Genomic DNA, 20,730 nt, shown 5'->3' on the forward strand with positions numbered 1-20,730 from the left:
TCAGCAGCCTCCCTTCTGGTATTCTTCTTCCGAACATCCGGCCGGAGTGGTCAGGAGATCTTCAAGGCCGATCATCATCGACTCCCGGTCATAACTGGTCACCGAAAAAATCCCCGTATCCATCCGTATCGCATCCATGGGGCAGGCCTCAACGCAATACCCGCAATAGATACATTCCAGCAGATCGATATCAAATCGAACAGGTAGCTTCTCCGACCTGCCATCTGTTCTCTCACCGGCTTCGATCATGATACAGTTGGATGGACAATTGGTCTGACACATGAAGCAGGCTACGCATTTCACGGTGCCATCCTCATGAGTAGTCAATCGGTGTCGTCCTCGCCACCTGGCAGGAATTTCAGGTTTTACTTCAGGGTAGTGCCGAACATAGAGCCGTCTGTTATCCATCAGGTTTCGAAAAAAATGCCCGAAGGTAACCGCCATGCCCTTGAACACCTCGACCAGATACAGATGCTCGAGGAACGTTCTACCCTTGCGCTCAATCGTTTTTACTTTTGCACTCATGACAGATTCCCTCAGGCCAGTGACACGACAACCGCGCTGGTGATAAAAATGTTGAGCAGAGCCAGCGGCAGAAGCCTCTGCCACCCAAGTCTCTGCAGCTGATCATAGCGGAATCGGGGCAGAGTCCAGCGTACCCAGATATAGACAAAGCACATCAAGAAGGTCTTGAACAGAAAGCAGGCAATCTGCAGCAAGGCAACCAGGATCCGTGCCCCACCTGCCCCTGAGGAGAAGATGAGAAAGCCGAGAAAGATAATCTCGATGAAGATAACGATACTCCAGATAACCGCGGCATAGACCTGTGCTTCAAATACGCGTGGATCGTTTGGTCTCTCATACTGACTACGGTTATTCTTCTTCATCCAGATATTGAAGAAATAGGCCGCAACCGGCATCGCCAGCATCAGGAGAAAAACCACCGGCTTGGAATGATTGACCAGGGTCTCGGTAGAGAACCATGGAATCTGATAGCTGCCAAAATAGAGGGTGACGATGAGTGCCGAAGAGACGAACATGGCCACATACTCGCCCATGAAAAAGAGGGCGAATTTCATGGAGCTGTATTCAACATGGAACCCGGCGACGATTTCACTCTCACCTTCTGCCAGGTCAAAGGGCGTCCGGTTGGTTTCGGCAAAGGCGGCAACAATGAAAATGATCACACCCAGCGGCTGCAGGAAAACTCCCCACATGGGGATAAAACCGAAAAGCAGTTGGCCTTGAAATCGTGCCATCTCGCTCAAATTCACCGTACTGTAGATAGTAAGTAGCGAAACCAGGGCAAGGCCCATTGGGATTTCGTAACTGATAACCTGAGCAGCTGCACGCAGGCCACCAAGTACGCCGTATTTGTTGTGAGATGACCAGCCGGCAAGGATAATGCCGTAGACACCGAATCCGACCACCGCCAGGAACCAGAGGATACCGAGATCGGCTGGTATCGCTTGCATGATGTATTCTTTGCCGTTTAGCACCAATGTATCGGCAAAAGGTACCATGGCAAAAGAAAGGATAGCGGTGATAAACACCAGGGTAGGAGCAAGAATAAAGTACAGCTTATGCTTGATATGGCCCGGTACGATATCTTCCTTGAAGATCAGTTTTACAGCATCGGCTATGTTTTGAATCAGACCACCTGCCCTGAAACCCAGAACATTACAGCGGTTCGGCCCAGAGCGATCCTGGAAGTAACCGGCGCCGCGCCGTTCCATCCACACCAGTACCGCTACAAAAGAGAGCGGCACAAAAGCCCCGAAGGCAATGCGAAGTATCACAAGAAGAATATCAAGCGCTGACATGGCTTTCCTCGCTTACTGAAAGTTGCAATCCCTCAGCCGGGATTCTATCCGGATGGACTTCGGCCAGTTCCTCCACCGTGGTCTTCATACCCGGCCATGCATGGGCATTATCACGGACAGCGCCACCCAAGAGCCTGGTCACTTCGAGGATATCGATCCTTTCCTCATTTTTTCGTACTGCCCGGGTAAATGATTGCAGCACGTTATTAATATTGACGATGGTACCGTCATATTCACTATAGGATGCAACCGGCAAGGCCACCTTGCTGATTTCGGTCATAGTGTTTTCGTGACTTGAAATAGCAATGACCCTCTTGGCTGCAATCGCGTTTCTCAGTTCCTCATTGTTTCCGAATCGGAACGGATCGTTATCGAAACTGATAAAGAGATCACATTCACCGAGCGCCTGCTCAAGAGTCGTACGCTCACAGTCGATATCAAGTAATTGCAACCCTCTACGATTTGCAGACTTATCATCACAAATCAGAAAGTCGTCGCCGTCACCGGCCTTGACATACCCTTCAGAATATCCTGAACAGCGTGCACCGTACAGAGTCGCGATTCTTTTCACCGCCCACTGCTGTTCCAGTGTCGAATTGGGCGATATCAGCATGAGCGGCTTTTTGGCCTGATTCAGCTCCTGCTGAATCCGTTGGATACCGTCTTCAAAGCTTGTTTCCTTGCCCTCGATCATGGTAGCGGTCAGCCTGTTTTCATTTTCTTCTTTGTAGCTGAGCCGGCCTTCATCACACATGAAGTAGCCATTTACCAGGGAATTGAGACGTGGACGGTATCGGTAGATCACATCATCCTTGTACTTCTCGCGGTTATGATCGATAAAGATATTGCAGCCGCGGGCACAACCGTGGCAAATCCCTTTGTCTTTTTTCAGGAACCAGACCCGCTGCTTGAACCGAAAATCCCTACTGGTCATGGCGCCGACAGGACAGAGGTCGACAATGTTCAAAGCATAACGGTTATTGAGTGGCCGGCCGGGGAAGATGTTCACCCTGGCAGCATCGGTGCGGTTGATGATTCCGAGTTCACCGGTCTTGGTAATCTGCCGGGTGAAGCGGACACAACGGCCACAGACAACACAGCGCTCCTGATCGTGCACCACGCCGCAGCCAAAATCCATTTTCTTGCCCTTCGTGACCTGGGGGACGCGCATCCTACTATCCTGAAGGTCATGAGCCATATAGTAATCCTGCAGCTTGCATTCACCCGCCTGATCACAGATAGGACAGTCAACTGGATGGTTGATCAGCTCAAACTCCATGATGTCCCGCTGGATCTTCTTGATATTGTCGGTATCGAGCTGAACCCGCATCCCTTCGCGAGCGGGCGTCTTGCAAGCGGGGACCACTGGTGGCCGTCCGTCTTCGATCCCTACCAGGCACATCCTGCAGTTGCCGTCGGCCCCCAGCGCCGGGTGGTAACAGAGATGGGGGATCTCGATTCCGACAGCACCAATGGCATCAATGAGGTTCTTGCCGGATTCGACCTCAACCTCCTCGCCATTCACAAACAGTTTCACCATTTCAGCCATGATAACCCCTAATTCCCCTGCAGCTTGGCGTCTGCAGAAACATTGTCAATGGCATAGGCCTCAAACTCATGCCGGAACTTATCCAGGTAGCTGCGCACCGGCATCGTACAGGCCGCGGACAGCACGCAGACGGTTTTCATTTCGATGTTGTCACAGAGCTCGCGCAGCAGGTCGACATCCGCTAAGGTCCCCTGCCCGGCAAGCAGTTTTTTGGTGATTTTTTTCATCCAGCCCAACCCCTCCCGGCAGGGAGTGCATTGGCCGCATGATTCATGATGATAAAAATTGATAAGATTCTCGACCAGCTTGACGCAATCGACTGTCTCATCAAGGACCACAATGCCACCGGAGCCGAACATGGTTTTATGGGCCGCCATGGATTCATAGTCCAGGGTGACGGTTTTAGCCTCTTCGACCGTAAGTACAGGGGTCGAACTGCCACCAGGTATGACACCTTTTAATTTGCGGCCTTTCCAGACACCACCCGCCACCTTGTCAATCACTTCCATAAGCGGCAAACCTAGAGGAAGTTCATACATGCCCGGCTTTTCCACATGACCGGAGATTCCAAAAAGATGGGTTCCCGGGCTCTTTTCAGTACCGTAAGCTGTATAAGCCTCGTGACCGTTGGTCAGAATAAAAGGCAATGAAGCTATGGTCTGGACGTTGTTGATAATGGTTGGGCTGCTGTAAAGTCCTTCCACCGCCGGAAACGGCGGCTTGGAACGAGGCTGCCCTTTCTTGCCTTCTATGGATTCAAGCAGGGCCGTCTCTTCGCCACAGACATAAGCACCTGCGCCGCGATGGACGGTCACATCAACCCGGAAGTCCTGCCCCGCCACTTTATCCCCAAGATAGCCGGCGGCATATGCTTCATCGATCGCTTGCTGCAATACCTTGACCTGGGTTGTGTACTCACCACGAATATAAATATAGACGTCATTGCAGCCGATGGCCCAGCAACAGATAATGATGCCTTCTAGCAACATGTGCGGGTCGCGCACCAGGATATAGCGATCCTTAAATGTGGCCGGTTCCGATTCATCTGAGTTAACAGCCAGATAGGTAGGTTTGCCGGTATCTTTCGGGAGAAATCCCCATTTTACGCCAGCAGGAAAGCCAGCGCCGCCACGGCCGCGCAGACCGGATTTTTTCACTTCTTCCGTAACCGCCGCAGGCTCCATTGCAAAAAGTTTATCCAGCGTCGAATACGCGCCATGCTTTTTGGCAACCTCCAGAAGATGGGCGTTTTCGATATCGAATTTTTCGCTGAGAATTTTAACTTCCATTTGCCCTCGCCTCCTATTTCAGCGTAGCCAGAAGTGCTTTCATCTTGTCGACATCCATCTCTTCATGGAACTCGCCGTTCAACTGCACCACCGGTGCTGTCCCGCAGTGTCCCAGACATTCAACCTCTTCAAGACTGAACCGGCCATCCTCACTGATCTCACCTGGCCTGATGCCGATCTCCTTGGCCAGATAGTCTACGATTTCCTGCTTCTCTCTAAGCCAGCAGGATAGCGTACGGCAGACACAGATATGGTACTGGCCCTTAGGTTCAAGGTTGAACATGGTATAGAAGGTGGCAGCCTCGTACACTTTCGACGCATAGGTACCGATACGGTCAGCGATGTACGCCATAGCCTCGGCACTTATCCACCCTTCCTGCTCCTGAGTCAGCCACAGTGCCGGCAGAATCATCGACTCCCTGATGGGGTAGCGCTTGACCAGCCGTTCAAACTCGGCATCCCTCTCAGCATCAAAGGCAAATGGTTTCCCTGTGATAATCAGCTCTGATCGGTCGCTCATCTGTCCAACTCCCCGCCGATAATGTTGATACTCCCAAGATTGATGACGGCGTCGGCAATCATCTCACCTTCGACCATCTCATGGAATCCACCCATTATATAGAAACATGGCGGACGTACTTTTAATTTGTATGGTTTACCGGAACCGTCAGCCACAAAATGGAAGCCCAGCTCGCCGTTGGCCGCCTCGAAACTGTCATACCACTCTCCGCTTGGCACTTTGACACCCTCGAAGATCAACTTGAAGTGATTTGCCAATCCTTCGATATTATTATAGACTTCAGATTTTGGCGGCAGGACGGCGTTATGATCTTTTACGAAGATCGGCCCATCAGGAATGTGCTTCATGGCCTGGCGGATAATTTTGATCGACTCAAATATTTCCTCGAACCTGACCATGATACGGTCGTAGATATCACCCGTTGAACCCACCGGCACATTAAAATCAAAGGATTCGTAGTTGTAGTAGGGGTTATCCTTGCGCAGATCGAACGGTACGCCACTGGCTCTGAGACATGGCCCGGTAAAACCATACGAGAGTGCCGTCTCTGCAGACAGTTTACATGTGCCCTGGGTACGATCGTGGACAATCCGGTTTTTCAGCACCAGGGCCAGCGAGTCGGAAACACCTTTCTCGATAGCCTTCAGCTGCACCTCCATGTCATGCTCCCAGCCATCGTAGAAATCACGGTACATGCCTCCGATCCGTGTAAAGGAACTGGTCAGGCGGGCACCGGTTAGACGGCTGATGAGATCGTACGAAGCCTCTTTTTCGTTGTAGAGGTACCAATAGTTGGTGAGGCCACCCATATCAACCAGGTTGGCGGCAATACATACCAGATGATCCTGCACCCTGAAGAACTCGGACATCACTACCCGCATGAACTTACAGCGTTCCGTGATTTCGATCCCCAGCCAGGATTCCACAGCCTTGACGTAGGCGATGTTATTCATCATGGCCGAACAGTAGTTCAGCCGGTCGGTCAGAGGAATAACCTGATTGTAGGTTCTGTTCTCGGCGGTCTTTTCAAAACCACGGTGCAGATAACCGATCTCGTTGACGTTAGCGAGAATGGATTCGCCATCAAGGGCGGTAAAGATACGAATGGCGCCGTGGGTCGCAGGATGGGACGGACCGAGATTCAAGAACATGATCTCGGTGTTGATGTCTTTCATGGTGGTCTCATCGACACCATTAGCCAACAACCGGTTCTTGATCTCGTTCTCCATGGAGTAGGAGTCGTAGCAGACCTGCCCTTTGAAGATATCGTAATCCTTTCTCAGGGGATGGCCTTTGAACTGCCAATGGTTCAAGATTCGCCTGAGATCCGGATGACCGATAAAGTTAATGCCATACTGGTCATACACCTCTCGCTCGGCCCAGTTGGCTGAACTCCAGAGATGGGTGCAGGTCGGCACCCCCTTATCCGGATCGGGAACAGGCACTTTCACCTGCACCAGCATATTGTCCCGCCAGTTCCGAATGGTATATACCACTGCGAAACGGCAATCCTGGGCTACAGGATATTCCAGATAATCAATACCGGTGATGTCCAGCAGCAGTCCGAAATTCAACTCAGGATACAGCTTGAGCCTGGAGAGGGTCTCTTCCAGCTGTTCAGGCTGAACTGTCATCTCCACATAATTCAGGACCTCTCTGCAAGCAATGCCCGGAAATTTGCTACAGATCTTCTCTATCGCGGTCGCTTTCATGATCAGTCAAGGATTCCTCTGTATTCTTTATGTCTGTCAACCAGCACGCTTTCCGTCTGAATCTTCTCCTGAATCTTGATCAGCGCGTCCAGCACCGCTTCAGGCCGGGGCGGACAGCCGGAGATATAGACATCAACCGGAATGATGGTGTGAATACCCTGTACCGTACAGTAGTTGTCATATATGCCGCCGGAACTGGCGCAGGCACCCATGGCAACAACCCATTTCGGCTCCGGCATCTGCTCGTAGATCCGTTTCAGAATCGGTGCCTGTTTATAGCTGATGGTCCCGCAGACCAGCATGAGATCCGCCTGCCGTGGAGAAAATCGAACTACCTCTGCACCAAAACGGGAAATATCATGCTGACTGGCCGCGGCGCTCATGAATTCGATGGCACAACAGGCCGTTCCGAAAACCATGGGCCACAGGGAGTATTGACGCCCCCAGTTGACGACCTCATCCAGTTTGGTGGTGATTACCGAATCGCCGAGAGCGGCTTCCAATCCTAACGCCAATTGAGCACCCCTTTCTTTAAGATGTAAATAAGTCCGGTAAGCAACAGCAGGATAAATACCACCATTTCCAGGAACCCGAACATACCAAGTTCACGGAGGCTTACCGCCCACGGGTACATGAAGACTGCTTCAATATCGAAGATGAGAAAGAGAATAGCGAGGAGGTAGAACTTGACACTGAATTTCTGGTCAGCCATACCGACGACGTGCTTAATGCCGCTTTCGTAAGCGTCATTTTTCGCCACACCGCCCGACCGCGGTCCGAAGACAGCGGTGAGTAACATGATTACAGGAATGATTACTGCCAGACCAAAGAAAATTACCGAGGAAAGAACCAATTCTGCTGACATCTGAGCACATCCCTCCGACGTTCAACTGCATTTTTGGATTCATTGAGAACAACAACCGGTTTTGAGTAGCAAGTGTGCACCAATTACCAAGGACGGCTGGACATTGTCAAGCAAAACAAAACGTCTTTTCGACCACTTATTCAGGCTGAAAATATGTTATGCTGTGCAAACTTTACACGCCCGATGTGCATAATGTGCCTAACGCATCTAACTGCAATTATGATCTAACCGACTGTTACCGCCCCTTCACCGTCTCGCAACACTTATTCAGCAACGCATTTTAAACACATTTTCATATTGTTAACTTAACAAATTCAAGAATCAAGGCCCTTACTATGTGACAGGCGGAATGTGTGCGTAAACGTCAATTATGACCTTGTTGCACATTACGCCCTCATGGAATTGCTCACAACCGTGGTATATAAAAAATACAAATAGGCACTCAAAAAAGACCTTATAAATACAACACTTTTCGTGCACAAGGCCAACGCACAAAGGGCACTGCATATCCAGGACACCCGTAGCAACGAATATTGGTGACTGAATATCAACAGAACTTCAGTATCTTCATGTTTATTTTGTCAGGGATTCTCATTTTATTGTCGAAATCCTTCGTTACAGTAACAGTATTCAATCGTGATTTCGGACCAAAGTTACCATAGCAAGCGATCCCTTCACCAACTCGAGCAACTAATATATTACTTCCTCCATCGAACGAAACGACTAGTAAAAACCGCTTGCAATGATCCTTTTTTATGTGCTAATTAAATCAAACTTAAAGAAAGTATCAAAAGATGGCTAACGTAGACGGCAATTCAACCAGTTAGCCAGCAGCTTTTCTGATTTTTTCAACGTAAAGCCAGTGAGTGGATATCTTCTCCTGGCAAGTGTCCGTAAAGGCACGGTATGGAAACCCATTTCTCAATACGTTTCCATGCGCTGAATAACAGATCGAAAACCTCCATATCCTATCCACCTCCTTCACTGAAAATTTTCTAAGAAGCAGCATCCGGAGCACATATCGTGCAAAAGCAGCATAACCTTTTCCCAAGCTCCCACTCATGAGAACCTATAATCTGCGAGTAGAAAAAATTGGCGGGACTTCCATGTCCCGTTTTCCTGAAATCATTGACAATATCATTCTTCGCGACGAAAAAGACATTTACGGTAGAGTCTATATCGTCTCTGCTTACGCAGGCGTGACCAACGAACTGCTTGAGCATAAGAAGTCCGGCAAGGCAGGTATTTACAAGCTTTTTGAAGCACAGGAGAACTACCCGATCAAACTTCTTGCCCTCCGGGACAGGCTCTTTGACATCAACGAATCCTTTGCACCCGCCGGTCTTAACCTTGATGAGGCGAACAACTTTATTGGCGACAGAATCGATCAGGCCATCAACATTCTGCGCAGCATGGACAATGTTCTGGCCTCAGGCTATGTCTCCAGAGACGAGCTTCTACTGGCCGCACGCGAACTCTTAGCCTCGCTTGGCGAGATGCACAGCGCGTTCAATTCGGCTAACATTTTAAAAAACCGTGGTTACAACACCACCTATGTTGATCTGAGCGGCTGGGACGATGGCCGGCAGTTGACCATCGACGACCGGATTAAAGACAGTTTCGATGAACTCGATCCGTTTTCCAGCATCTGCTTCGCCACCGGCTACACGAAGGGCACAGAAGGAATCATGCGTGAGTTCGACCGCGGCTATTCGGAGGTCACTTTTTCCAAAGTCGCAGTATTGCTTGGCGCATCCGAAGCAATCATTCATAAGGAATACCACCTCTGCTCAGGTGACCCGCTGACCGTCGGCGAAGCCAATGCTCATCCAGTCTGCAACACGAATTATGATGTCGCTGACCAGCTGGCAGATGTAGGAATGGAAGCAATTCATCCCAAAGCTTCCAAACCCCTTGAAATCAACTCAATCCCCATAAGAGTAAAAAACGCGTTTGACCCGGACCACCCAGGAACGCTTATCACCAAGGAATTCATTGCTCCCAGCTCAATGGTGGAGATCGTCACCGGCTCCAGTACCGTCGCATGCCTCGAAATACACGATACCCGCATGGTAGGCGAGGTAGGTTTTGACCTGCGCATCATGCAAATTTTCGCAAAACATAAGATTTCCTACATCGCCAAGGTCACCAACGCCAACACTATCGATATGATTATCGCCGAAAAGGACTGCAGCCCAAGACTGGTTGCCGAACTGAGCGATACCTTCGAGCAGGTGAATACCACCCTGGTAGCCATCGTCTGCGCCATCGGCTCGAATATTGCCCAACCGGGCATCATGGCAAAGGCTTCGAAAGCGCTGGCCGATGACAAAATCAACATCCTGGCGGTCTCGCAGACCTCACGTCAGACCAATATGCAGTTTGTCGTCAAGCGCGATCAATTTGCCTTGGCACAAAAAGCGCTTCACGCCGCCCTCTGCATGTAAACATCTTCCTGACAAGTACAGGAACTCCTACAGGCCTGGTGGCTTCTTGGTTACCAGGCCTGCAGTGCTGTTTAATGCTAAGGTGCGCCTGCCCCAAGCCTCTCACCAGCTCCTGCCGTCCACTTCTGATTGATCCGCATAAATAGTTGCTATATTATATATTTTCCAGCCGACGTTGCTCGGCATCTACCTGACATCGCCCTAAATCGTCTGGTCTTTTTTTTTCCTGCGCTACTTTTAGGTGGTAAAGCACGATACCAGCAAGAAGTTAAAACAGTTGAAAACAGCTAAATACTTACCTCTGCCAATGCACTTGGAACCATAAAAGATCATGTACTGCTCCGGCCACAAAACTGTTTGCAATAACATTGCCTTTCCAGCAGTTGATCTTATTCTAGCGGAAGGATATAATCGTGCCATTGCTGCAAAATTAGCAGTCGAATATTTTGAAAAAAACGATAGGGTCTCCATCACTCTTTTGTTTCTATTCAGACATAACCCGCCTTTCACACGACCGTGGTTCCGGCAGGTAAACACAATCCAACAGTCGCCCAAACATTAAGGAGAAGAACATGAACGCCCATGTTTCACATGTATCAAAAGTTCTCATAGTTACCCTTGCCCTGGGTCTTTCCAGCTGCGCCGTGCAGAACAAGCAGCAGCAGGGCACTGCAGTAGGTGCTGGTGTCGGCGCCGCAGCCGGCGCCCTGCTTGGCCAGGCAATAGGCAGAAACACCCAGGCAACCCTCCTCGGTGCTGCAATCGGTGCTGGTATCGGCGGCCTGGCCGGCAACCAGATCGGTAAATATATGGACCAGCAGGAACAAGATCTGCGTAATGCTATCGGCTACTCTGAGGCCGCCAGCATCCGCCGCGAACAAGATGTCCTCACTGCAACTTTCAAAAGCGAAGCGTTTTTTGATACCAACTCTGCAGCATTAAAACCGGGCGCGTATAACGAAATAGACCGTGTAGCCGGCGTACTGAACAAGTACCCGCAAACCACCATCCAGGTTGCCGGACACACTGACTCAAGAGGCTCCGAGCAGTACAATATGGATTTGTCCCAGCGACGTGCCGACTCAGTGAAAAACGCTCTTGTACAGCGAGGTATCGACCCAATGCGAATTCAGAGCTATGGTTATGGTGAATCCCAGCCGATATCCTCCAGCGATGCCATGAACCGCCGCGTCGAGGTTATCATCGTTCCCAACCAGGCATAATTCGTTATCAATACAACAAAAAGCCCCCGACCAGCTCAAAGGCTGTCGGGGGCTTTTCTTGTCTATTCTACCCTATCCGCCAGCAGCTGGTTCACCAGCCGCCGGGTAAAAATTCTGGTTATTTCCTCAGTGCATTCAGTACGGTACGGGTAGGCATACCGTTCACCTGCAAGCCTGCACGTTTTTCAAATTCACGAATGGCAGCCCGTGAACCTGTGCCCAGCTGACCATCAACCTCTCCATCATACAGTCCTTTATCCTTCAAAAGGCGTTGCAGCTCAATTTTTTCGTCCGCAGTCAGCGAATCGGCAGGTCGAGGCCAGTCTTTGTTCAACCCGCCATAACCACCGAGATGATCGGCGAGCATACCAACAGCCAGCGCATATTTATCGGAATTGTTGTAACGCTTGATGACAAAAAAGTTTTTCACCATGAGAAACCCCGGCCCACTCTCCCCGGCTAGAACTTTCAAGATCGCTTTTTCATCAGGACGGGGAAAAGGTTTTCCATCTGGCCGGGTAATCCCCATCTGCTGCCACTGACCAATTGTTCTGGTTTCCTCGGCATATTTGCCCACTCCTGGTGGCAGCTTCACCTCATAGCCCCAGGTATTGCCGGAACGCCAACCGTTTTTTGCAAGGAGATTGGCCGCCGTCGCCAGCGCGTCGGGAACAGAGTTCCAGATATCCCGCCGACCATCCCCATCCATATCGACGGCATAGGCCAGATAACTGGTGGGAATGAACTGGGTATGCCCCATAGCCCCTGCCCAAGAGCCCAGCATGTTCTGGCGGTTTATGTCTTTTGCCTGCAAAATCTGCAATGCAGCGACAAGTTGGTTTCGGGCGAACTTGCTCCTTTTTTCATCACCCCAACCCAATGTAGCAAGGGCCTGAGGTACATAATGCAGCCGTTCCGGTCGTTCGAGAACCGCTCCGTAATTGGTCTCCATGGACCAGATGGCCAGAAGTATATTACGATCAATACCAAAGCGCTTTTCCAGCTGATCGAAAATCGCCTGAAACTGCTCTTTTTTCTCCAATCCCTTGCTGACAGAGATAGTATTTACCCGGGTATCGAGATATTCCCATACCTCCTGCACAAACTCCGGCTGGTAGGCAGCCCGTTCAAGGACCACGTCATCAGGCTCTGTCACCCCTTGAAAAGCATTGTTATAGGTGGCAACCGTGATTCCCTCTCGGCCTGCCTCAGGATAAAAATCTTTCAACCAGGTGACAAAATCCTGATTAGCCTCGGCGGAAACAGCACAGATGCCCAGCAGCAGTGCACCACCAAACGCCACAATTTTTTTCACTATGCGGTTATGTTTCATGTTCATATTATCGTCTTCTCGTCAGCAACCAGCCGCTTTCCTGGCAGGCAACACACCGTTCGCCGTCCCATGCCGTTCCCGTACCCGCACAAGCGCTGCATTCCTTCCAGTTGATCGGATCAGTGGCATCGACCAGGATACCGCCACACGCTCGCGCACCCTTTACCACCAGGCATCGTGAACCGATTTTACTTTCATCAAATGAATAGGTAATGCAATCTGTACAGACTGCCACCGGTCGTCTTTTCATTCCCGTCATTTCATGAGCCGTTTAGCAGCTCAACCCAAGGCTTTTTCCACATCAGCTAAGGAAAGGATATCTCCTGCCGCCATCTGCTCCAGCACCTGTTTACTCCCAAGACAGGCCAACAACAGGTCTATACGGTCATGCTCATAGAGCAATTGCTGCAGATCATAAAAGATCTGGGATCTGCCGATGCATCTTTCCGCAAGAGCTCTACGATCAGCATCTTCATCCTGAACGCCCTGCTCCAGTACCCGCTGCATTCTCTCGATTACCTCCACCGGATCTTGGGTGGTTGCCAGCACCATTGCAGCGACTATCGGAGAATCTGCCCCTGACATTTGTTCTTCAGTCGATTCGCCCCCCTTCTCAACCCCGGCCAGTAAGCGCTCCAGGTAGGCCCTTCCTACCAAATCTCTGGCGCCAAGGGAGATGAGTTTGGCAATAATTGAGGGGGGCACCTCCTCGACATTACATAAGAGACGGAGGAGGCCATATTCCCTTTCACCTGCAAGATATTCAGGCAAAACTTTAGTCCCCATGAAGGCAGTGGCTAACCATGGATAGCTGTCTATATAGTCGCTCAGCTTCCCCCACTCCGCATTGCCGGCAAACCGCATCACCTGTTTCCAGTATTTGTCATGCAATGAATTGCTTGAGCTACTCTTTTTGCTATTCGCTGTGCGGATTTTCTTCACATTTTTTTCCTTTTCCACCGCATAAGCGACATGGAGGTCAATATTTCATTTTCATCAGATTCGGTCGATTACCACATTCTTACCATCGACTGGAGAAAATTTCTATTATTACCCACAAGGCACCAACAACGCGGATCTCTTCTCTGACACGCCTATGCATTCCTTTTCCTTTATCGCGTTGGCCGGCCAATCAATCGTCATTTTCTCAATTTTTACTCATTCACGAATTTCACCCGTTGTGTGCATATCCCCTTTACCAGTTCTCTTGATTGTGGCAGTATGAGCTCAAGTAAGCAAAAGTTCCAGTCAATCGGCATGGATACCACATCGTTCTCTTTGTTGGTCCTGCCATATTTTCGTCCCACTCAGCAGAGGAGAAGCTCACATGGCCAGTTTTCTGTTTGTATTGCGCGACAATAATTTTGAGAAAGCGACACGTTGTTTTCAATTTGCCAAGATCGCCCACTCGAAAGGACATAGTGTCAATCTGTTTTTCATCGATAGCGGCGTCGATTGGGCCGTAAAAGACCGAGACGGTAGCCAGAAAACCGTTACCGGAGATTGCGTCAACGACTACCTGCCCTATCTAGTCGAAAATGAGGTACGGGCAGGCGTTTGCACCCCATGTGCAAAAAATCGCAATCTCGACGAAGCAATGTTTCACACCAACATGGCCCTCGATGGCGGTCCCCACCTCATTGACATGGCGGCAGAATCGAAGGTATTCAACTTCTAATGCATTCCGTTTCCACGCCGGCAGGTTCTCTTCCGGCGTGATTGTTCACCCTCCCCCCTTTTTCCACCTTGCGCAAACCCTGCAACATCAATATACTCGAGATGTCACGGAGCCCATATGTTTATACGTTTAAACACGTGGGCGTATAGGCACACAAACTCATATTCTCACATCCGCAGATTGATATATTACAAGATATGGCTATTTTTTCTTTCGTACAAACAAAAGGCGGAACCGGCAAGACCACCCTTTCCTTAGGGGTTGCCTGTTCCAAAGCGTTTAAGAATGCCTTTGGCCAGGTAGCCCTGGTCGAACTGGACAGTCAGGGTACACTTGCAGACTGGATTGGTGAGCGAATCGCCAATAAACGGAAAATGAAAAACCTCTCCTACTACCAATTGGCAGGGATGGATCTTGAAGGCTTGACCCGTAAACTGGAAGAGATCACCGCCGACCACGAAGCGGTGATCCTCGATGTGCCCGGTGAATCCGTTGGTGGTTTTGCCACAAAGCTTGCATTAAACCTTTCAGATCTTGTGCTCGTCCCTATGCGGACGTCCACCAATGATGAGGCAAGTTTTGGCCGCAACCTCTGGCCGGTAATTCAAGACGGGCTCAAAAACAATAGGGCGCGATTTGCAATCGTTCCAACCTTTGTTCATCCACAATCAAACCCAGGCAACGTCCACAGCTATTTCAAAAGCATCATGCCTGTCCAGGTGGATTGTCTGCAAAATGTCCTGCCAACCCGAGCCGCATTCGAAAACTTCAACCGTGACGGTCTAACCCTTGAAGAATATGGACAGAGCGTAAAGAACAACAGCCGCCTGTATCGTCAGGCCCAGACCGCAGCAAAAGACATCGAAGCAATCGCTGTTGAGATTCTCAACTGTACCAGAGAGTAGTTATGGCCCTCCCCAAAACGAAAAAGAAAATTATCCCTGATATTAGCGATGCGGTTCAACGTGCGGCTGGAACAGTCAACTTAGAGAACCAGCATGGTTCTCCGAACATCCTGCAACCATCCGCCAAGGGCGGACGTCCCAGTCCGCGTAGCGGCAACGTGGTTCGCCAAACCCTTCTCCTCAGCGAAGAGACGGCTGAACGACTGACCATGGCCTATGCCGGAGAACAGATAAAACGACGCAAGACTGGAGAAAAGCTCGACAAATCACTCTTTATCGAGGAAATGATAATCGCATGGCTTGAGCAAAACCCGCGCTAGCAACAACAGGAGAGGCAACACAGCGACATTGCAGTCCAGTTGAGCAAGCGACCCCAATTCACGGCGTCAATTCACCTTCGAAGGAGGCACCAGTGACAGTAATCAAGCATGATTTTCAACGCAAAAGACAAAGCACCGACCCGGCAGAGAAGGAAAAGAAAAAGATTCCGGGTTTCCAGCTTCGTATTGAACTCAGCTACTCGTCACCGCCCATCTGGCGCACAGTCAATCTCCCGGGCACCCTTTCGCTGGCCACATTCCATACCATCATTCAACACTGTTTTGGCTGGCAGGATGAAGCTACCTACCGTTTTCTGGTGGGCAAAATATTCTATAGCCCCGAACAGACCGGCGTCACAGGCAGCTCCCGCAGCAGCTCAGCCACCAAGTTGCATGAACTTGAAAAGCAGATGGGCTTTATTTTCAGTTATCTGTATGACGGTGGTTGTGGATGGGAATGTGAAATAACCCTCGAACACCTCTTCCCCGATACAGCCGAGATCCCGCATCCGATCATCGTGGACGGAGAGAGGGCCTGCCCACCTCCGGTTATAGAAGATATCCATGAATACCAGGAGTTGCTGGGGACTCTGGCAGGAACCGAAATCAATCGTGACAGAGTCCTGACCAAAAGTGGCATATCGCCTTCTTTTGACCCAGCATCTTTTGATGCTGCCGCAATCAACAATAGCATACGAGAGATGAGCTGAAGATCTTCACAGCTTCGGCCATCCGCTCAATAGGAGAACACAACCATGCCCCTCTTGCCTTCCCTCGAACATGAAACCGGGCCGACCCCTGATGCGGCCGTCATCTGGCTGCACGGCCTTGGTGCCGACGGACACGACTTTGCGCCGATCGTTCCGCAGCTGCATTTGCCACCAAAGCCAGGGATCCGCTTTATCTTTCCGCACGCACCGGCAATCCCCGTGACCGTCAACGGCGGCTACGTCATGCCGGCCTGGTATGATATCTATGAAATGGATATCGATCGAACAGTCGACTCCGACCAGCTCCTCGCCTCAGCCACGGCTGTAGAAAAACTGATTGAACGTGAGTTGGAACGTGGTATCGCGAGCAGCAGGATCATCCTGGCCGGTTTTTCCCAAGGTGGAGCAGTCGCCTACCAGGCCGGTCTCAGCTCAACCAGACCGCTTGCCGGTCTCTTGGCAATGTCCACCTATTTTGCCACTAGCGATTCCATCACCCTCGCCGAGGCCAACAGCTCGATTCCGATCGAAATCCATCATGGCAAATTCGATCCGGTGGTTCCGGAACATCTTGGCAAGACGGCCGAGCAGTTTCTGGTCGCAAAAGGCTATTCCGTCAACTATCGGTCATACCCGATGGAACATAACGTCTGCCCGGAGCAGATTGCAGACATCTCCAGCTGGATTCGAAATATTCTTCTATAAGTTGCCAAATCCGGGCAAGCAACCAATTTTATCGCCCAGCCAACTGATAGATGAGATAGATCCCACCACTTAAAGCCAGCGCCAGGAGATACACTTGATAGGTAAAGAATGAGAGAAAGAAGGTCCGTGCCAATACACTCAACCGGTTGTCGATACTGGCCGTTCCCTGCTTGACCCGGAGCTCATTGCCACGCAGCTGCCCTACAGCTTTTTTCCGGTAGAAGATCGATGTCCAGCTGGCCAGCAAACCATAACTGGCGGCGATGAGCAGAAAGCAGAAGAAAAAGAGTTCAAAAAAACTCGGCTGCATATGACCTCCCTGCAATTTGTCCTGTTTTGACTTTGGCCATACCAATGCTATACTGAAAATGTGACGCATTTTCAGCTTATTCTATCTTTGCCATCACGACCACACCATTTTATGTATTCTGCCAAAAGATATATTACCATCGTTTCAGCTTCGCACCCGTCTTCGCTAACGTACGCCCACAGTGGAGACTTTTGCAGATTCCCCGGCGAAAACAGGAAAAGGAGGCTTTAGCCTATGTTCCAACCACGATGCTTACCCATCCTCATAGGCAGTCTTCCGTTGCAAGACCACACCGAGGCAGCAGAGATGATTTTGAAATACACCCCTGAAATCCCTCTATGGCCACAGTTGCCCAAAAGAAACAAAGAAGGCATGGTCCGTCAGTTTCTCACAGGTTTTCCAGGATTGATAGACGAGGGAAAACGTTTCTGGATCGATACCGACTCTGAGGATTTCGCTGATGAAATGACCAGCTTCTACGAAGAGTATCTGCTAGCCGAATCAGACGCCGGTCTGCTTAAGACCTCTCGCTTTGCACTCGGCGCCGACAGTGCTGCAGGCTTTGCCGCTTTTCTCGATATCCTTATCAGCCGCAACCAAAGCACCGTCACCCTCAAAGGCCAGATCACCGGGCCGGTCACCACCGGTATCGGCACCAAAGACCGACATGGCAACTCGATCTTTTACAACGACAACCTTCGCGACATGCTGATTAAGCTCTTATCCCTTAAAGCAAGCTGGCAGGTCATGGAATTGCGAAACCATACCGGTACAGCCGCGCCCATCATATTTATTGACGAACCTGGTATGGTGAGCTTTGGTTCGAGTTCCTTCGCCGGCGTTTCGAGGGAAATGGTAACCAGTGCCGTGGGCGAGGTGATCGAGGCGATCCAGAAAACTGGCGGCCTTGCCGGAGTGCATATCTGTGCCAATGGAGACTGGGGTCCGGCATTGGACTCTGGCGCGGATATTCTCAGCTTTGACGCCTATAGCTATTTCAACAATATCGCGCTCTACACTGCAGAGCTCACCACCTTCCTCAAGCGTGGCGGCATCCTGGCCTGGGGAATTATTCCAACCGGCGACCCCCTCATTGTTTCTGAAGAAAACAGTGACAGCCTGTTTGCAAAATGGCTCGACCAACTTGAAACCCTTACAACACTAGGCTTCACTAAACAGCGCATCATGGAGCAGACCCTGATCGCTCCAGCCTGCGGGACTGGTTCGTTGACACTGGAACTTGCTGGCAAGGTGCTACAGATGAACAGGGATGTCGCCGCCAAATGCCAGGACCACCTCCGCCAATACAGCAGGGGTTCTTGAAAATCTCCCGCTCTATTTTCAGGTAACCGACTTCAATGATCACGTTGTTATTTCAAAGATCGAAAGATTGGCCAGCCTGATAATATCCATGCATCTTTCCTTGTTTCTTCCACACAACTTGAAAGGCATGAAGAAAAATCATTGCCGAACAAATACAATATGTTAGAAATTCGAGTTATCTTCCAACCGTTTTATTGCTGCCATTTTCCTCCAAAGAAATAATATTCTCCACATTCAAATCGTAATATTTTTATTGCACCGGAAAAAAACTATATTATTATTTCCTCATATTTACTTTCTTTTTTTATAAAGGTTTCATAGAATACGTTGAGTTGGCTATGTACATCATGGTTTTTTCTTGACTGCCACGATCTTTCATAGCGACAAATACACTTTTATGACCTCAACATTCACCCAAAAACATTATAAGGATATCTCAATGGAAGATTTTGTAGAAATTGTCGGTCACGTTCGTCGGTTCAAAAAAGCAACAAAAAGCCTCAGCATTGAGGAGCTTGTTGAAGTAAAAGCCAAATTGGAAAAGATTATTGAGGATCGTATTGCCGCTGCTGAAAAGGAAAAACTGAAAAACGCAGAGAAAATTGAAAAGATTGAAAAGATCCGTGCCATGATGGCTGCAGAAGGCATCGAACCAAGTGAGCTTGTCACAGAGGCACCGGTAAAAAAGGGAAAACGAGCTCCCCGGCCTGCCAAATATGCAATTACCGATGCGAACGGAAAAAAGACTACCTGGACCGGCCAGGGTCGTATGCCTAACGTATTCAAGGCGAGAGTTGATGCTGGCGAATCAATTGACAAATTCCTGATATAATTCGTTACACTTTCCATCAATATCAGGTGGAGCATATCTGGCTTTTTGCCCCACCTGATATTTCTTTACTCCTGTTTTCATCTTCTTTTTCAAACGAGCAATTACCGAAAACCCTCGTATATCGGCCTTTGCTTTTTCTCCTTTCAGCATAATCCACCACTTCTTTTCCTGTTCGTATCAACACCATTTTCATGCCATTGCCATCGCCTTCGCGCTGATAGTGGCGCGGCTTATTAGCTTATCAGGAATATTAGCCAGACGTTCTGTTTTACAGATATCGTCAAAGGACTGGTGCGCTCAGTGCTCATAGTTAAATAGACAACAATTCCGAAATCGCATTCCAAATCCATAGCCAAGAAAATGTTAAACATGATAAGCGCGACACGGAAAAACTTATCAGTTCCCAGCTGCACATTTAAAATATTATTTTCCATGTGATGTGTTGATATTCTCAAACTTTTCATGAACATCAACTCTTTTTTTGTATCCTTTTCCTGACTTCTACGTCTTCAAAATTAAGAGAACAGCAACCATGCAGCGATGTAGCTGCCTGAACCTAAGCAACATTTCACAGGAGGATACAATGAAATCAGTCACCCTTATTTGTCATGCAGTTGTCGGGGCCATCATTTTTTCGGCCGCAGCTGGCGGTGCCGCAGATAAGCAGCAGGACAGGTTACAACTACACATCGACGATCCGCAGTACCTGCAGGATCAGGATCAGGATAGATTGCGAATTCATCAAGATGAACCGCAATACAACCAACTACGGCTGCGTGAAGGAAATCCGATCTACGGCGCCGAGTTAATGACAGAAGATGAGCTGACTGAATACCAAAACCAATATCAGAAGCTGCAGACAGCAGAGGAGCAAAACCGTTTTGAAAACCAACATCGGCTGCTGATCAAGACCCGGGCCCAGGCGGAGGGCGTCGATATCCCAACAGAAACTGCAGCACAGGTGCAAAACAAGGCTGGTGCTGCAGTGCACAATCAGACTTCAAGGTCTACTATGTCAGGTAATGGCAATAGCGGCAGCGCAGGAGGAGGCCAGGGAGGCAACAGCCAATCGAGTGGAGGAGGTGCGGGCTCCGGTAATGGTGGTGGCGGTGGAGGTGGAAGCAAGAGATAATCCATCTATGCCGCTGGTGATATTCACCTTTTGAAAATCATCGCAGGACCCGAC

At 49.7% G+C, this 20,730-nt stretch carries 23 protein-coding genes; 10 read left to right on the forward strand and 13 right to left on the reverse strand.

Annotated elements, in window-relative coordinates; genetic code table 11:
- From BUF15_RS04285 to ndhC, 8 genes are all read right to left on the reverse strand, one after another.
- Positions 1–525 carry a NuoI/complex I 23 kDa subunit family protein gene (locus BUF15_RS04285; RefSeq protein WP_073612213.1) on the reverse strand — a complete coding sequence of 175 codons (525 nt, stop codon included), beginning with the start codon at positions 523–525 and terminating at the stop codon, positions 1–3.
- Positions 526–536: 11 nt separating this feature from the next.
- Positions 537–1,823 (reverse strand): complex I subunit 1/NuoH family protein, encoded by a 1,287-nt coding sequence (locus BUF15_RS04290; protein ID WP_073612214.1) that lies wholly within the window; start codon positions 1,821–1,823, stop codon positions 537–539.
- A complete protein-coding gene (locus BUF15_RS04295) occupies positions 1,810–3,372 on the reverse strand; it encodes an NADH-quinone oxidoreductase subunit G (protein WP_073612215.1) in 1,563 nt (520 codons plus the stop codon). The genes BUF15_RS04290 and BUF15_RS04295 overlap by 14 nt, the downstream gene beginning before the upstream one ends.
- Before the next feature lie 8 nt (positions 3,373–3,380).
- Positions 3,381–4,661, reverse strand: coding sequence for an NADH-quinone oxidoreductase subunit NuoF (nuoF, locus tag BUF15_RS04300; protein ID WP_073612216.1), 1,281 nt, complete (start codon positions 4,659–4,661; stop codon positions 3,381–3,383).
- Between the two features lie 13 nt (positions 4,662–4,674).
- Complete coding sequence (locus BUF15_RS04305; RefSeq protein ID WP_073612217.1) at positions 4,675–5,181, reverse strand: NADH-quinone oxidoreductase subunit NuoE family protein; 507 nt, start codon at positions 5,179–5,181, stop codon at positions 4,675–4,677.
- On the reverse strand, positions 5,178–6,815 hold the full coding sequence (locus BUF15_RS04310; RefSeq protein WP_407642596.1) for an NADH-quinone oxidoreductase subunit D: 1,638 nt from the start codon (positions 6,813–6,815) through the stop codon (positions 5,178–5,180). Before BUF15_RS04310 ends, BUF15_RS04305 begins: the two co-directional genes overlap by 4 nt.
- Before the next feature lie 80 nt (positions 6,816–6,895).
- On the reverse strand, positions 6,896–7,408 hold the full coding sequence (locus tag BUF15_RS04315) for an NADH-quinone oxidoreductase subunit B (protein ID WP_073612219.1): 513 nt from the start codon (positions 7,406–7,408) through the stop codon (positions 6,896–6,898).
- Positions 7,399–7,758, reverse strand: a complete 360-nt coding sequence (gene ndhC, locus BUF15_RS04320) for an NADH-quinone oxidoreductase subunit A (protein ID WP_073612220.1) — start codon at positions 7,756–7,758, stop codon at positions 7,399–7,401. The genes BUF15_RS04315 and ndhC overlap by 10 nt, the downstream gene beginning before the upstream one ends.
- 1,061 nt (positions 7,759–8,819) lie before the next feature.
- Here ndhC and BUF15_RS04325 point away from each other — a divergent pair.
- Both BUF15_RS04325 and BUF15_RS04330 read left to right on the forward strand, forming a co-directional pair.
- Positions 8,820–10,205, forward strand: a complete 1,386-nt coding sequence (locus tag BUF15_RS04325) for an aspartate kinase (protein WP_073612221.1) — start codon at positions 8,820–8,822, stop codon at positions 10,203–10,205.
- A gap of 572 nt (positions 10,206–10,777) precedes the next feature.
- Complete coding sequence (locus BUF15_RS04330) at positions 10,778–11,428, forward strand: YiaD family glycine zipper/OmpA-like lipoprotein (protein ID WP_073612222.1); 651 nt, start codon at positions 10,778–10,780, stop codon at positions 11,426–11,428.
- 118 nt (positions 11,429–11,546) lie between these two features.
- Here the strand turns inward: BUF15_RS04330 and BUF15_RS04335 are convergent, their stop codons facing one another.
- From BUF15_RS04335 to BUF15_RS04345, 3 genes are read right to left on the reverse strand one after another with little or no spacing between them, the layout of a single operon-like run.
- Positions 11,547–12,767 carry a lytic murein transglycosylase gene (locus tag BUF15_RS04335; RefSeq protein WP_073612223.1) on the reverse strand — a complete coding sequence of 407 codons (1,221 nt, stop codon included), beginning with the start codon at positions 12,765–12,767 and terminating at the stop codon, positions 11,547–11,549.
- Between the two features lies 1 nt (position 12,768).
- Entirely contained in the window at positions 12,769–13,011 is a 243-nt protein-coding gene (locus BUF15_RS04340; protein ID WP_073612224.1) for a hypothetical protein, read from the reverse strand.
- Positions 13,012–13,040: 29 nt separating this feature from the next.
- Entirely contained in the window at positions 13,041–13,703 is a 663-nt protein-coding gene (locus tag BUF15_RS04345; RefSeq protein WP_073612225.1) for a hypothetical protein, read from the reverse strand.
- A gap of 385 nt (positions 13,704–14,088) precedes the next feature.
- On the opposite strand from BUF15_RS04345, the gene BUF15_RS04350 reads away from it, so the two are divergent.
- From BUF15_RS04350 to BUF15_RS04370, 5 genes are all read left to right on the forward strand, one after another.
- A complete protein-coding gene (locus BUF15_RS04350) occupies positions 14,089–14,439 on the forward strand; it encodes a DsrE family protein (protein WP_073612226.1) in 351 nt (116 codons plus the stop codon).
- A gap of 197 nt (positions 14,440–14,636) precedes the next feature.
- Positions 14,637–15,344: a ParA family protein gene (locus tag BUF15_RS04355; RefSeq protein ID WP_073612227.1), complete on the forward strand. Its 708-nt coding sequence runs from the start codon at positions 14,637–14,639 to the stop codon at positions 15,342–15,344.
- Positions 15,345–15,346: 2 nt separating this feature from the next.
- A complete protein-coding gene (locus BUF15_RS04360; RefSeq protein WP_073612228.1) occupies positions 15,347–15,664 on the forward strand; it encodes a hypothetical protein in 318 nt (105 codons plus the stop codon).
- Positions 15,665–15,756: 92 nt separating this feature from the next.
- Complete coding sequence (locus tag BUF15_RS04365) at positions 15,757–16,374, forward strand: plasmid pRiA4b ORF-3 family protein (protein WP_073612229.1); 618 nt, start codon at positions 15,757–15,759, stop codon at positions 16,372–16,374.
- 45 nt (positions 16,375–16,419) lie between these two features.
- The gene (locus BUF15_RS04370) at positions 16,420–17,079 is read left to right on the forward strand and encodes an alpha/beta hydrolase (protein WP_073612230.1); all 660 of its coding nucleotides are present in this window, start codon (positions 16,420–16,422) and stop codon (positions 17,077–17,079) included.
- 28 nt (positions 17,080–17,107) lie between these two features.
- Here the strand turns inward: BUF15_RS04370 and BUF15_RS04375 are convergent, their stop codons facing one another.
- A complete protein-coding gene (locus BUF15_RS04375; protein ID WP_073612231.1) occupies positions 17,108–17,389 on the reverse strand; it encodes a hypothetical protein in 282 nt (93 codons plus the stop codon).
- A 234-nt stretch (positions 17,390–17,623) separates the two neighbouring features.
- On the opposite strand from BUF15_RS04375, the gene BUF15_RS04380 reads away from it, so the two are divergent.
- Positions 17,624–18,712, forward strand: coding sequence for a uroporphyrinogen decarboxylase/cobalamine-independent methonine synthase family protein (locus BUF15_RS04380; protein ID WP_073612232.1), 1,089 nt, complete (start codon positions 17,624–17,626; stop codon positions 18,710–18,712).
- A 439-nt stretch (positions 18,713–19,151) separates the two neighbouring features.
- Positions 19,152–19,544 (forward strand): H-NS histone family protein, encoded by a 393-nt coding sequence (locus BUF15_RS04385; protein ID WP_073612233.1) that lies wholly within the window; start codon positions 19,152–19,154, stop codon positions 19,542–19,544.
- Here BUF15_RS04385 and BUF15_RS27015 read toward each other — a convergent pair.
- On the reverse strand, positions 19,521–19,694 hold the full coding sequence (locus BUF15_RS27015) for a hypothetical protein (protein WP_159441221.1): 174 nt from the start codon (positions 19,692–19,694) through the stop codon (positions 19,521–19,523). The two genes, BUF15_RS04385 and BUF15_RS27015, sit on opposite strands and share 24 nt — an antisense overlap.
- Before the next feature lie 433 nt (positions 19,695–20,127).
- Between BUF15_RS27015 and BUF15_RS04395 the strand changes: the two genes are divergently transcribed.
- Positions 20,128–20,676 (forward strand): hypothetical protein, encoded by a 549-nt coding sequence (locus BUF15_RS04395; protein WP_073612235.1) that lies wholly within the window; start codon positions 20,128–20,130, stop codon positions 20,674–20,676.
- Positions 20,677–20,730 lie beyond the last annotated feature (54 nt).

This window comes from Desulfopila aestuarii DSM 18488, from assembly GCF_900143695.1.
GTDB lineage: Bacteria > Desulfobacterota > Desulfobulbia > Desulfobulbales > Desulfocapsaceae > Desulfopila > Desulfopila aestuarii.